The sequence below is a fragment of the Corynebacterium kefirresidentii genome, assembly GCF_016599755.1.
Classification (GTDB): Bacteria; Actinomycetota; Actinomycetes; order Mycobacteriales; family Mycobacteriaceae; genus Corynebacterium; species Corynebacterium kefirresidentii.
In genome coordinates this window covers 437939-450798 of sequence record NZ_CP067012.1, presented here as the reverse complement: position 1 = coordinate 450798, position 12860 = coordinate 437939, and the positions used below count along the sequence as shown (strand labels likewise).

General features: G+C 60.3%; 11 protein-coding genes. 4 read left to right on the top strand and 7 right to left on the bottom strand.

Annotation, left to right across the window (positions count from 1 at the left end; all coding sequences use genetic code 11):
* Positions 1–49: 49 nt before the first annotated feature.
* From I6I12_RS02330 to I6I12_RS02320, 3 genes are read right to left on the bottom strand one after another with little or no spacing between them, the layout of a single operon-like run.
* Positions 50–829 carry an ABC transporter permease gene (locus tag I6I12_RS02330; protein ID WP_200288607.1) on the bottom strand — a complete coding sequence of 260 codons (780 nt, stop codon included), beginning with the start codon at positions 827–829 and terminating at the stop codon, positions 50–52.
* Positions 830–835: 6 nt separating this feature from the next.
* Positions 836–1831 carry an ABC transporter ATP-binding protein gene (locus I6I12_RS02325; RefSeq protein WP_200288606.1) on the bottom strand — a complete coding sequence of 332 codons (996 nt, stop codon included), beginning with the start codon at positions 1829–1831 and terminating at the stop codon, positions 836–838.
* Between the two features lie 29 nt (positions 1832–1860).
* Positions 1861–2355, bottom strand: a complete 495-nt coding sequence (locus I6I12_RS02320) for an NUDIX domain-containing protein (RefSeq protein ID WP_023019974.1) — start codon at positions 2353–2355, stop codon at positions 1861–1863.
* Positions 2356–2425: 70 nt separating this feature from the next.
* Between I6I12_RS02320 and I6I12_RS02315 the strand changes: the two genes are divergently transcribed.
* Genes I6I12_RS02315 through I6I12_RS02305 form a run of 3 tightly spaced genes read left to right on the top strand, consistent with a single transcriptional unit; the run spans position 2426 to position 7454 of the window.
* A complete protein-coding gene (locus tag I6I12_RS02315) occupies positions 2426–3871 on the top strand; it encodes a GlnX family signal transduction membrane protein (protein ID WP_023019975.1) in 1446 nt (481 codons plus the stop codon).
* Positions 3871–4884 carry a glutamate ABC transporter substrate-binding protein gene (locus tag I6I12_RS02310; RefSeq protein ID WP_200288605.1) on the top strand — a complete coding sequence of 338 codons (1014 nt, stop codon included), beginning with the start codon at positions 3871–3873 and terminating at the stop codon, positions 4882–4884. The genes I6I12_RS02315 and I6I12_RS02310 overlap by 1 nt, the downstream gene beginning before the upstream one ends.
* Positions 4881–7454, top strand: a complete 2574-nt coding sequence (locus tag I6I12_RS02305; RefSeq protein WP_200288604.1) for a serine/threonine protein kinase — start codon at positions 4881–4883, stop codon at positions 7452–7454. The genes I6I12_RS02310 and I6I12_RS02305 overlap by 4 nt, the downstream gene beginning before the upstream one ends.
* An 89-nt stretch (positions 7455–7543) precedes the next feature.
* Here I6I12_RS02305 and I6I12_RS02300 read toward each other — a convergent pair whose 3' ends face one another.
* From I6I12_RS02300 to pta, 4 genes are all read right to left on the bottom strand, one after another.
* On the bottom strand, positions 7544–8026 hold the full coding sequence (locus tag I6I12_RS02300; protein ID WP_234288186.1) for a PIN domain-containing protein: 483 nt from the start codon (positions 8024–8026) through the stop codon (positions 7544–7546).
* 71 nt (positions 8027–8097) lie between these two features.
* Positions 8098–8544, bottom strand: a complete 447-nt coding sequence (locus I6I12_RS02295) for a helix-turn-helix domain-containing protein (protein ID WP_150850560.1) — start codon at positions 8542–8544, stop codon at positions 8098–8100.
* 139 nt (positions 8545–8683) lie between these two features.
* A complete protein-coding gene (locus I6I12_RS02290) occupies positions 8684–9907 on the bottom strand; it encodes an acetate kinase (protein ID WP_005325574.1) in 1224 nt (407 codons plus the stop codon).
* Positions 9908–11269 carry a phosphate acetyltransferase gene (gene pta / locus I6I12_RS02285; protein ID WP_200288602.1) on the bottom strand — a complete coding sequence of 454 codons (1362 nt, stop codon included), beginning with the start codon at positions 11267–11269 and terminating at the stop codon, positions 9908–9910.
* A gap of 228 nt (positions 11270–11497) precedes the next feature.
* On the opposite strand from pta, the gene I6I12_RS02280 reads away from it, so the two are divergent.
* On the top strand, positions 11498–12859 hold the full coding sequence (locus I6I12_RS02280; protein WP_200288601.1) for an FAD-dependent oxidoreductase: 1362 nt from the start codon (positions 11498–11500) through the stop codon (positions 12857–12859).
* Position 12860: the final 1 nt, after the last annotated feature.

The following is a 12860-nucleotide window of genomic DNA, read 5'->3' as shown; positions in this document are numbered from 1 at the left end:
CGGGGCGGTAAAGCGCCTAAGCAATGGAATGCTTAAGCTTTAAAGGTGCTTAGGCGTCGCGCTTTTGCAGGACGATGACGCCTAGGACCCACAAAAGGAGAGCCCAAGCGAGGAATACCAGCCCAAATCCCCAGGATTCCTTCCACGGAGCATCTGCGGGAGTTTGATCCATTAGCCACGACTGAAACGCGCTAAATGGCATGTAGTTCACCAGCTTCCCGCCCACCTTGGGGATCATAGACACGAAACCGTCCAAACCAAGGAAGAGGATCAACCCGATGGCCACGGAGCCGGCGGTAGAGCGCAATAACAGGCCGAGCCCCTGGGAGAAAAGGACGATAAGAGCCGCTGCCAGTGGGTACTTCCACAGCTGCTTCTGCCCCATCTCATCGTCCCAAGGCTGGAATTGCGCGGCTACCTCATCGTAGGCAAAAAGCTCGGTAAGCAAGTAGGAACCGGCCACCGCGATGAAGCTGAGCGCGGCCGCGATGACCGCGTACATGAGCAGTTTGACCAAGGCCACCGACCAGCGACGCGGGGTAGCCATGTACGTGATGGTCTGCGTACCAAAGCGGTACTCGGTGGTCACGATCATAATGGCTTGGATCATGAGCACGGGCAGGCCGAGGGCCAAAAGAAAAGACACCGCGCCATCCGGGGTGATAACACCCATACCAAACGCTGCATCCTCGGGGGTTTCTGCCGGTTTTGTCAGGCGGGCATTGAGGATGGCCCAACCCCACGCAAAGAAGAGGAAGATGAAGGTGGTCCACCAGAAGGAGCGGGTGGTGTGCAGCTTGGTCCATTCGGACTTCAAAGTATTCAGCATGGCGACTTAAACCTCCTGCTGGGTGGGTCGAGCGAACGGAGTGGCAGCACCGGCACCGGCAGTAGCACCGCCGGCGGTGGGGGCACCAGTGGAGCCGTGGTACTGGACGGCGTCGCCAGTAAGCTCCATGAAAGCGTCCTCTAGGGAGGCGCTCTTGAGGCTTAGCTCATTAAGCGGCACACCGGTGGAGTACGCCAGCTGGCCCACGAAATCCGTGGTCTGGTTGGCAATCACCAAGCGGGGGCGGCCTTCCTCGTCGGTGGACTCGGTAAAGGAGATTCCCTCGGCGCGCAGAGCAGAGCCAAAGGCATCGAGGTGATCGGAGCGCACCAGCACGGAGGACTGCGAGTGGTCCTTCACAAAGTCATAGGTGGGCTGGTCCGCTACCAAGCGGCCCTTACCAATGACCACGAGGTGATCTGCGGTTTGGGACATCTCCGACAGCAGGTGGGAAGAAATCAAAATGGTGCGGCCCTCTTTGGCTAGGGCACGTACCAGCTGGCGGACCCAGCGAATGCCCTCCGGGTCAAGGCCGTTGACCGGCTCGTCCAAAATGAGGATGCCCGGGTCACCGAGCAGTGCGCCGGCGAGGCCCAAGCGCTGGCCCATGCCGAGGGAGAAGCCGCCGACTTTCTTACCGGCGACGTCGGAAAGCCCTACCAGCCCCAAGACCTCGTCAACGCGGGAAGTAGAAATGCCATTGGACTGTGCGATCCATTTCAGGTGATTAGCGGCGCTGCGGTTGCGGTGCACTGCCTTGGCATCGAGCAAGGCACCCACCTCACGCAGGGGCTGCTTGAGCTCGTGGTAGTGCTTGCCGTTAATGCGCGCCTTGCCGGCCGTAGGAGCATCCAAGCCGAGGATCATGCGCATGGTGGTGGATTTGCCCGCGCCATTGGGGCCTAGGAACCCGGTGACCATGCCGGGTTTTACCTGAAAGGTGAGATCATCAACGGCGCGGACAGACTTATATTGTTTAGTCAGTCCTTCTACTTCGATCATGGCACTAGAGTGCCATAAATCTGGCAACTTTACCTGTTCAATGCCTCCATACTCTCCCGCAGGGTGGGAAAGGAACGGCGGAAGGCAGCCAATAATGGGAGGGTCTCCACCTCGTCGAAAGGCACCCAGCGCAGCTCATAGGACTCTTCATTAGCTGTAGTAGGAAGCGGAACACCGGTACGCGTGCGCGCGAGCACGGTGGTATAGGTCCACTCCCCCGGTAGATCCCCCGCTGCGGGATAAGGCCCGGCCGTGACTTGCGCATCGAGTACCTCTACATCGTGGGGCGCAATCGCGCATTCTTCCTGAGTTTCGCGCAACGCGGCCTGGGTCGGCGTCTCCGTAAAATCACGGGCGCCACCCGGAATCCCCCATGTATCGCCGTGATTGGTCCACGCGGCACGGTGTTGGAGAAGCACCTTGCGCCCGGCAACAAGAAAGAGGCCAGCGGCACCGAATTTTCCCCAGACCCGAATGCCGCCAGGACCTGCCGCCCAGCCGTCTCCACTGTGAGGATTATGCATGCTGCCTATCCTAGCCACACACGCGGGTATATGGTGGCGCCCAGCACACTGCGGACGCTATTCTGAGTTAATGACCGAGCAGGCAGTCCGGGCAGAAAGCGTGCACAACGAGCACGCTCACCCGAGCGATCACTGGCTCGATGAGGTCACCGCGCCCACCGGCCCGGCCTTCAGCGGGCTCAGCAGCCGCGCCATGCAATGGTTCGCAGGCCCGGCGCGCCTGATGCGCCGCTTTTACTACTTTGCCTCCACCACCCCGGGCAAGCTTTTTACGGTCACGCTCATCCTCACCGTGGCCCTGGGCGCTGCCGGCTTATCGATGTCCCAATCTTCCGCCGCCCGCCACTCCGATTTGGACGAGCTGCTAAGCACTACCGAACCGATGTCGAATGCGGCGCACCACCTTTATAGTTCGCTTTCGGTGGCCGATACCGTGGCCACCACCGGCTTCGTACAGGCCGGTGTGGAATCAGAGCAAAATCGCGATAGCTATAACGAAGCTATTGATGCCGCTTCGGTGGCAGCCACCGAATCCGTGCTGGGTACCACACAGGAAGATGGCCGTGTGCGCGAGCTGGTGACCTTTATCCAGCGCGAGCTGCCCGTCTATACCGCGATGGTGGAAAAGGCCCGTTCTAATCACCGGGCGGGCAATGCGGTAGCTAACTCCTATATGTCCAATGCCTCTGCACTAATGCGCGAGCATATCCTGCCGGCCGCCTCCGAGCTTTTCCAACTGACCACCGCCAAGGTAAACCAGCAGCAGCAAAAGCTCACTTCGCCGCAGTGGGTGCCGCTCTCCGGCCTCTTTGCCGCGCTCTTTTTCCTCGTTGTGGCCCAGTGGTGGCTGTGGCGCCAGACCCGCCGGCGTTTTAATCGTGGCTTTTTGACGGCCAGCGTGCTGCTCTTCCTAGCCATTTCTTGGGTAGCACTATCCAACCTCGCTACCTGGTCCACCGGCCACCAGGGCTTTGAGACAGCCTCGCGCCCATGGGATTCGCTGACGGCCTCGCGTATTGAGGCGCAGCAGGCGCGCACCTCTGAAACCCTGGCGCTGGTGCTGCGTTCCTCCGAGGAGGATACGATGGTGCGCTTTTCCAGCTCGATTAACTCCATCGAAATGGCCTTGCAGGATTATGAGGATGCCCTCAATGATGAGGACGTGGAGGTCACCGACCCCGAACTCATCCACAGCGCCCGGGCGGCCGCCGAGCAGTGGCGTGGCACCCACGATAAGCTCATGGGCGCGCTGAAAGACGGCGACTATGATGAAGCCATCTACCAGGCCACGGCCACCGAGCCCAAGGACGGTGAGATGACCACGGCGCGTTCCTATGACGAGCTCGACGCGGAGCTCTCCGATCTCATTAGTCAGGCGCGCGTCGCTATGCGCAGCTACCTGGAACGCGGCCTGACCGCCATGACCGCGGTGTCCTCGGCCGTATTCTTGCTGACCTTATGCGCCATTATCGCCGTGTGGCTGGGCATCCGTCCCCGATTGCAGGAGTACCTCTAATGCGCCGCCCACGCCTCGTCCTCGCTTCGCTTGCCTGCGTCTGCGCCGCGCTGCCTCTGGCTTCCTGCGATGTCCGCTCTACCCCGCCACTGGAGGCGCCCGCCGAGCAGGCCCTTGACGCAAAGCCGGGCCCGCCGCTGCCAGATGGGGCAAAGATTGAAAAGGCAGGAACCACCCCCGCGCACCGCGCCTCTGGTGAAGACATTAAAGGCAGCTACCGCCCAGATGACAAGAAAGCGAAAGAACGGGTGCCGGACATCGTCAAGCGCGGCCGGCTCATCGTGGGTGTGGACCGTTCCAATAACTTGCTGAGTTACCGCGACGCCGCCTCGGGTGAAGTACGCGGCTTCGAGGTAGATATCGCCCGCGAGGTTGCCCGCGATATTTTTGGTGCTCCCAATAAGGTGGACTTCCGCTTCGTGGAATCCTCCAACCGAGTCGATGCCCTTAATTCCGGCGCGGTGGACATGATTGTGCGCACGATGACCATTAGCCCGGAGCGAGAGCGGGAGGTGGCCTTTTCCATCCCCTATATGCGTACCCAAACCCGCATGCTGGTGCTCAGCAAATCTGGCATCAAATCCATCAAGGACACCGCTGGGAAGACGCTGTGCGGTGTGGGCGAATCCACCGCACTCGATACCATCCGCGAGCACGCCCCCAAAGCCGATATCTTGGTCACCCGTTCCTGGGGCGATTGCCTCATGGCACTGCAGCTCAACCAGGCCGATGGCATCGTCGTCGATGATGCCCTGCTCTCCGGCATGGCCGCCCAGGATTCCTATACCTCCATCGTGGGCGAACCGCTGGAAACCGAAAACTACGGCGTGGCCGTGCGCCTGCCCAGCAAGCAGCATGACACCCGCCCACTGCTGCGCCAAATAAATTCCACGCTAGAGCGCATACGCCGCGATGGCACGTGGTCTTCCCTTTTTGAGGAGTGGCTCGGTGCCTACTTAGAAGAGCCCACGCTGCCGGCCGGAAAGTATATCGAGGAGGAGGCTAAACCATGAGCCATAACCCGAACTTTAGCGATGATGAGCTCGAATACATCGAGCCGGAAAACCTTGATACCCAGCGTGCCTTCCGCCAGCCCACCAATGCCACCAATTCCGCGCAGGAGCCGGATGCGCTAGGCGATGCCCCCTCGGACGACGGCCCCGCCACCGCAGCCGTAGCTTTTGACCCGTTTGCGGACGAAGACGAGGAAGCAACCGCGGCGGTGGCCTTTGATCCCTTCGCTGACGAGGATGAAGCAGACGGTGATACCGGCACCTCCGCGGTAGCCTTCGATCCCTTCGCAGACGATGACGAGGATGGCGATGGTTCCATCGACCCGGACCATATCTCTAGCCTCTTGGCGGACCTAGACAATATCCGGGCTAAGCGCGAACAGCAGCGCGCCCAGCAGGCCCAGGAGGACTCCTCGCAGCGCTCGCGCCGCCGCGCACTCGATACCTTCCGCGAGCGCCGTGGCACCCACCGCACCGAGCGCCGCGTGGCCGATGGCATGGTGCGGCTGCCGTTTATCACCCCCTCCGAGCCGACCGACGCCCTGATCGACCCACACGAGGCATCCTCCGGTAAAAAGATCCCGCCACCGCAGTTACAGCCTGGTGACATGGTGGCCGGCCAATATGAAATCTTGGGCGTCATCGCCCATGGCGGCATGGGCTGGATTTACCTGGCCAATGACCACTTTGTTTCTGGAAGAGTGGTGGTCCTCAAAGGTATGCAGGCCCAAAAATCGGCCGATGAAACCGCCGCTGCGGTGGCAGAACGCGAGTTCCTCGCGGATATTACCCACCCGGGCATCGTCAAGATTTTCAACTTCATCGATGACCCCCGGGTACCCGGCGGCTTTATTGTCATGGAGTACGTCGGCGGGCCGTCGCTTAAAAACAGGCGGAAAAAGCAGACGGACAAGCTACTGCCGGTCGATATCGCAATCGCTTATATCCTGGAAGTCCTGCCCGCGCTGGAGTACCTGCATTCGCGCGGGGTGGTCTATAACGACTTAAAGCCCGATAACATCATCGTCACCGAGGACCAGGTCAAACTCATTGACTTGGGCGCGGTCTCCGGCATCGGCGCCTTTGGCTATATCTACGGCACCAAGGGTTATCAGGCCCCGGAAGTCGCCACCGAGGGGCCTTCCATCGCCAGCGATATCTACACCATCGGCCGTACCTTAGCCTCGCTGTGCCTCAAGCTTCCTACCGAAGACGGCGTTTATCTGCCAGGTATCCCCACCCCCACCGAGGAGCCGGAACTGCGCCGTTTCTTGTCCTTATACCGCCTGCTACAGCGCGCCACGGACCCGGATCCGGAGCGCCGCTTTACCTCCATCAAGGAGCTGCGCACCCAGCTCTACGGCGTGCTGCGCGAGGTCATCGCCATCCGCGACGGCCTGCAGTACCCCTCCCAGCATTCGCTTTTCTCGCCGCAACGTACCACCTTTGGCACCAAGCACTTGGTCTTTCGCACCGACCAGCTTATTGACGGCATCGATCGCACCGTCCAGATCACCGCCCCCGAGGTAGTCTCCGCCCTGCCCACCCCGCTGCTAGACCGCGATGACGTGGGTGCCGGCCTGCTGCAGGGTGCATCCTATGCGGAGCCACAGGAGGCCCTGGAGACCCTCCGCCAGGCCATGCAGACCCCCGAGTACGAGCACTCGGCCGAAATCCCGCTGGGCGTGGTGCGCTCCATGATCGACCTAGGCTATACCGGCCAAGCCCGCCAGTGGCTAAGCTCCATCGAGGACCGCCTCGGCCGCGACTGGCGTTTCCAGTGGTACGCCGGCATTACCGAGCTGCTTCACGACGACTACCGCGACGCCCAGAAATACTTCTCCACCGTCCTCGATCTCCTGCCGGGCGAGGCGGCACCCAAACTCGCCATCGCCGCCATCAACGAGCTCATCCTGCAGCAGCTGGACTATAGCGATACCGCGCTCATTGACCCCACCGTGGCCCGCGCCTGCTCCAATATGCATTCCACGCTGGCCGATCTCCCCAACTCCGCCTTTGAGGGCCAGCCGGAAATCTGGAACCACGTCACCCAGGACCCGGCCGCGCTGCGCTTTAACTCCATGCGCCTCTACGGCATTGTGTGGTCCACCAACCCCACCACCGTTTCCTCTTCCTTTGGCCTTGCCCGCCAGCTGCGCTCCGAGGGCCAGGTGGAGGTAGCCGTTGTGGTCCTCGACAAGGTTCCCAATGCCTCGCGCCACTACCGCATGGCCCGCTTGACGACGATCCTCCAGCTCATCGTCCACGACCTCTCCGAGTCCCGCATCCGCCGCGCTGCCCGACGCCTCGAAGAGGTCCCCACCAACGAGCCGCGCTTCCTCCAGATTAAGATTGCCGTCATCTCCGCCGGCCTGAATTTCCTGCGCAATGCCGATCTCTCGCGCGCCGCCTCCCCCAACGACCTCTTCGAATACGCCTTTACCCAGCGTGGCCTGCGCACCGGTCTCTCCGAGACACTCCGCGCCCTCGCGCGCCAGGCACCGTTTAGCCGCCACCGCTACGCGCTCGTTGACCTAGCCAACCAGGTCCGCCCCGTCACTACCTTCTAATCGCTACACAGGCTCGTACAGCCGCCCCACAAGCGGCACATCTTCTAGGCCATCCTGCGCTGCATAAATCAGACGACACGTTTGAAAATTTAAGAACGAAGCATTTCAACTGCCCTCGGTGTTCCCGATAACGCTAATGCCGTTAGGACCTCGTCCACACTTCGCGGTGGCTTTTTAAAAGCGGCAGCCGCGTCCTCAATCGAATGCTGCACAATCGCGGGCGAAGAAGCGATCAATTCGCACAAAAACTCATCTGCGCTCTGCCGTCTAATGCCAAAACCATCAAGAATGGAACAAGGAAAGTCTTTTACATTTTCAGTAATGATACTTTGAGCACCACAACTAATTGCTGCCGCTAGGACATGCCTGTCATTCGGATCTGGTAGCCATAGATCATCAATTAATTCCTCGTATCCAGTCACAAGACAATCCTCGACCGCTAAACACATCAATCTACGGGTGCGGGATAACTTCTTAGGGTCTAAATCAGGACGATTGCGCTGCAAGTTAAAGAAGACTTCATCTAGGATTCTCTCCGTCCATCGGGCACGGAATACACCGCTACCAGCCACCCTTATCAGGACATCACGAAGCAAGCTCGGGTAGAGCACATTGGCATCATAAACTACCGTCAACCGCCCCACTAATAAAGCTCCAGGTCCTCCGATAAGGCTGTCAATTCAGCTACGGCACGGCGCTGACTGGCATCTCTTTCATTCTTGTATTTCTGCAGATCCGCAAGACTCACGCGGCGATGGGACCCAACTTTGTAGCCGGGAAGGCTCCCTTCATCAATGAGCTTTACAACGTGTGGCCGCGAAACATTGAGAAAGTCTGCTGCCTGTTGCGTGGTGAATTCGGATTCCTCGGGCACTACGCGGACCGATTTCCCTGCCGCTTCGATGGCGAGAACTTTCTGCAGGGTTTCGGCGATCTCTCGCGGAATTGCGATTATTTGCTCGGTTCCTTGCACGAATATATCCACTGGTGCCGGTGAATCTTTGGCCTCCAACACAGAATTGAGCCTTAATAAAGCCTCTTCCGCTGGGCTGGTATCCCGAGTTGCCCCGCCATTTTGTAAGTCCTTCATACCCCCACCTTACAAAATAAACGAAATAAACGAAACGCTTGCTGTACTAGGTTCAGAGATAAAAAAGAGGCGCGCGGCCCCTTGCGGACCGCACGCCTCTCGTTCACATTCCAGCTTCTAACTGGACGTAAGAGCCTTTTTACTTGTAGAGGCCAGCCTCACGCGCCATTGCGGCGATTTCGGCGGACTTCTGGGCGATAGCCAGCTCCTCGTTGGTCGGAACGACAAAGACCTTAACCGGGGAATCCTCGGTGGAGATCATGCGCGGCTGGTCGGAACGGACCAGGTTGCGCTCCTTATCAAAGTGGATGCCGTACATATCCAGGTTGTACAGGGAGTCCTGGCGGACCTCGGTATCGTTCTCGCCCACACCGGCGGTAAAGGTGATGGCGTCCACGCGGCCCAGGGCAATCATGTAGGAACCGATGAAGCGGCGCAGCTGGTGGATGTAGATGTTATAAGCCAGCCAAGCGTCTTGGTCCTCGTTGTCGATGCGCTCGCGCAGCGTACGGAAGTCGTTAACGCCAGAGATGCCCTTGACACCGGACTGCTTGTTGAGCAGGTTATCAATCTCATCCACGCTCATGCCCGCCTGGCGGACGAGGTGGAAGATGATGCCCGGGTCAATGTCACCGGAACGGGTACCCATAGCCAGACCAGCCAGCGGGGTCAGGCCCATCGAGGTATCGATGGCGCGGCCATTGCGGATGGCTGCAGCAGAAGCACCGTTGCCCAGGTGGAGGGTGATCTGGTGGGTGTGCATCGGGTCGCGGCCCAAAAGGCCCGGTACCTGCTGGGAGACGAACTCGTGAGAGGTGCCGTGGAAGCCGTAGCGACGGATATCGTACTTGGATGCCACCTCATTGTTGATGGCGTACAGCGCAGCTGCCGGCGGCAGGGTGTTGAAGAACGCGGTATCGAAGACGGCAACGTGCGGGATATCCGGTAGCATCTTGCGGGCCACGCGGATGCCGTCCAGGTTGGCCGGGTTGTGCAGCGGGGCCAGCGGGATGAGGTCCTCAATCATGGACTCAATCTGGTCCACGATGAGCTGTGGCTCGGAGAAGAGGCGGCCGCCGTGAACAACACGGTGACCAACGGCGATAACATCCACGTCGGTCGGGCCAACGTTGTGCTCGCTCATGATGGCAAAAGCGCGCTCAAGGCCGAAGGAGTGAGTAGGGATTTCCAGCTCTTCCTTGTACTTCTCGCCACCGGTCTTGACGGTGACGGCGCCGAGGGGCTCGCCAACCTGCTCGACCAGGCCAGAGACCAGCGGGGTATCCGTGGCGCTGGACTCGGGATCGACCAGCTGGAATTTAACGGAGGAAGAACCTGAGTTAAGGACCAGAACGTATGACATTTATTTCTCTCCAGCCTGAATAGCGGTGATTGCAACGGTGTTGATGATGTCCGGAACGGTCGCGCCACGCGACAGATCGTTAACCGGCTTGTTCAGGCCCTGCAGGATCGGGCCCACGGCGAGCGCGCCGCCGGTGCGCTGTGCCGTCTTGTAGCCGATATTGCCGGCCTCCAAGTCCGGGAAGACGAAGACGTTGGCCTGACCGGCAACGTCAGAATTCGGCATCTTCTTAGCCGCAACGCCTGGGTCGCAGGCGGCGTCGAACTGCAGCGGACCATCCACCTTGACGGAAGAATCCAGCTTCTTGGCGGCTTCGACGGCGGCCACTGCACGGTCAACGTCCGGGCCGGAGCCGGAAGTGCCGGAGGAGTAGGACAGCATGGCCACGCGTGGGTCGATGCCGAACTGGGAGGCGGTCTGTGCGGAAACGATGGCGATTTCGCCCAGCTGCTCGGCAGTGGGGTTCGGGTTGACGGCACAGTCACCGAAGGCCCACAGGCGGCCACGCATGACCATCAGGAAGATGGAGGAGACCACGGAAGCGTTCGGCTTGGTCTTAATGATCTGGAAGGAAGGCTTGATGGTGTGGGCGGTGGTGTGAGCAGCGCCGGAGACCATGCCATCGGCCAAGCCCTTGTGGACCATCATGGTGGCGAAGTAGGAAATATCCTTCATCGTCTCGCGAGCCTGCTCGAGGGTTACGCCCTTCTTCTTGCGCAGCTCGGCAAAGTCGGCCGCGAATTCCTCTGCCAGTGGGGACTCGAGGTGGTTGATGATCTCGGCACCAGCCAGGTCGAGCTTGAGTTCTTCGGCGCGGGCCTTGATATCGGCCTCGTTGCCCAGGATGGTCAGCTTGGCAACCTTATCGCGCAGCACCACGTGTGCGGCCTCGAGGATGCGATCATCGTCGCCCTCTGGCAGAACGATGTGCGAACCGGCGGCGCGGGCCTGGTCAATAAGCTGCTTCTGGAAGAGGTCGGCGGACATGACCGGGGAGACGTCGCCAAGCGCAGCAAGTGCGCCCGGAACTGCTGCGAGATCGGTGAAGATGCCAGCAACGGTGGCACCCAAGGATTCCGCATTGTGCTGTGCCAGCTCGCCGGTGCGCTGCGGGGCACCGGAAATGATGGCCAGCGGCAGGCCAAGGGCGGCAGCTACTTCGGCATCGAAGGCGATATCGCCGGTGCCCTGCGCCACGATGTTCTCAGCGGCGGGAGCCTCAGCAAGTACGGCGGCGACGGTGGCATCGAAGTCTTCGAGGCGGATGAGCTCCGCGCCCAGGTCTTGAGCCAGGGCGGGCACATCGAGGCCATCGAAGCCACGGCCGATAGCGCTAATAACTGCGGAATGGGATGCAGACATGCAATTTACCTTTCATTCACGGTCACTTGAACACAATTAACGCGCCTCATAACTTCATGTCAGTTATCACAGTTATCAGCGCGCGGTGACTACTCCACTGTACGCGATTTACCCCCTCCTATGCCCCATCGTGACCGCCCTAAACTGGGGTTAGTAATGCTGTGGTTTTTATCGCATAGTGACCGCGTAGAATATGCAGCACAACGAAAGAAAGGACACCCTAAGCACATGACTAACCCAGTGCGCGTCGCCGTGGTCGGCTCCGGCCCGGCAGGCATTTACGCCTCTGACCTTCTAGTGAAATCAGATCTCGATGTGCAGATCGATCTTTTTGAAAAGATGCCGACGCCGTTCGGTTTGATCCGCTACGGCGTGGCACCGGATCACCCGCGTATTAAGGGCATCGTGCAGTCCCTGCACAACGTTATGGAAAAGGAAGAGATCCGCTTCCTGGGCAATATTGAGGTGGGCAAGGACATCACCGTCGAGGAGATGCGCGATTATTATGACGCCATCATCTTCGCCACCGGTGCTACCGCCGATAAGCGCATGGGCATCCCGGGCGAGGACCTCAAGGGCAACCATGGCGCCGGCGAATTCGTGGGCTTTTATGACGGCAACCCCAATTTCGAACGCGATTGGGATCTCTCTGCAGAATCTGTCGCCGTCGTCGGTGTGGGCAATGTCTCCCTCGATGTCTCCCGTATCCTGGCCAAGACCGCCGACGAGCTACTTGTTACCGAGATCCCGGATAACGTCTATGCAGCACTCAAGAAAAACCGCGCCAAGGAGGTCCACGTCTTCGGCCGCCGCGGCCCGGCACAGGCCAAGTACACGCCGAAGGAGCTCAAGGAGCTAGACGAGTCCCCGACCATCGAGGTCATCGTCAACCCCGAGGACATCGAGTATGACGCCGCCTCTGAGGAGGCGCGCCGCGCCGCCAAGTCCACCGACCTGGTGTGCCAGACCCTCGAGTCTTACGCCATGCGCGAGCCGGGCGATGCCCCGCACAAGCTCTACATCCACTTCTTTGAGTCCCCGGTAGAGGTGCTGGGTGAGGACGGCCACGTCACCGCCATCAAGACCGAGCGCACTGAGCTCAACGGTGATGGCACCGTAACCGGTACCGGCAAGTACACCGAGTGGCCGGTCCAAGCCGTCTACCGCGCCGTGGGCTACTACCCTCAGTCCGTCGACGGCGTGCCTTTCGACGAGACCAAGGCCACCATGCCCAACGACGGCGGCCATGTGCTGGCCAATGTCGACGGCGAAAAGCTCCCCGGCCTCTACACCACCGGTTGGATTAAGCGCGGCCCGGTGGGCCTGATTGGCAATACCAAGTCCGATGCCAAGGACACCACCACCATGCTCATCGCCGATTACAAGGCCGGCGACTTGGAGCCTGCCACCAAGCGCGATCCGCAGGACATCCTAGACTTCCTGGCCTCCCGCGATATCGCCGTGACCACCTGGGAAGGCTGGCACCGCCTGGATGCCGCTGAGCGTGCCGCCGGCGAGGCACACGGCCGCGAGCGCATCAAGATCGTCGAGTGGGACGAAATGGTCAAGCACGCCGGTCCGCAGGCCTAGC

What these genes read in the sequence shown, in the direction of transcription:
- I6I12_RS02295 (WP_150850560.1), bottom strand. Translation starts at nt 8,544, where the DNA reads ATGAAGGACTTACAAAATGGCGGGGCAACTCGGGATACCAGCCCAGCG.
- I6I12_RS02330 (WP_200288607.1), bottom strand. Translation starts at nt 829, where the DNA reads ATGCTGAATACTTTGAAGTCCGAATGGACCAAGCTGCACACCACCCGC.
- I6I12_RS02290 (WP_005325574.1), bottom strand. Translation starts at nt 9,907, where the DNA reads ATGTCATACGTTCTGGTCCTTAACTCAGGTTCTTCCTCCGTTAAATTC.
- I6I12_RS02305 (WP_200288604.1), top strand. Translation starts at nt 4,881, where the DNA reads ATGAGCCATAACCCGAACTTTAGCGATGATGAGCTCGAATACATCGAG.
- I6I12_RS02320 (WP_023019974.1), bottom strand. Translation starts at nt 2,355, where the DNA reads ATGCATAATCCTCACAGTGGAGACGGCTGGGCGGCAGGTCCTGGCGGC.
- I6I12_RS02310 (WP_200288605.1), top strand. Translation starts at nt 3,871, where the DNA reads ATGCGCCGCCCACGCCTCGTCCTCGCTTCGCTTGCCTGCGTCTGCGCC.
- I6I12_RS02325 (WP_200288606.1), bottom strand. Translation starts at nt 1,831, where the DNA reads ATGATCGAAGTAGAAGGACTGACTAAACAATATAAGTCTGTCCGCGCC.
- pta (WP_200288602.1), bottom strand. Translation starts at nt 11,269, where the DNA reads ATGTCTGCATCCCATTCCGCAGTTATTAGCGCTATCGGCCGTGGCTTC.
- I6I12_RS02280 (WP_200288601.1), top strand. Translation starts at nt 11,498, where the DNA reads ATGACTAACCCAGTGCGCGTCGCCGTGGTCGGCTCCGGCCCGGCAGGC.
- I6I12_RS02315 (WP_023019975.1), top strand. Translation starts at nt 2,426, where the DNA reads ATGACCGAGCAGGCAGTCCGGGCAGAAAGCGTGCACAACGAGCACGCT.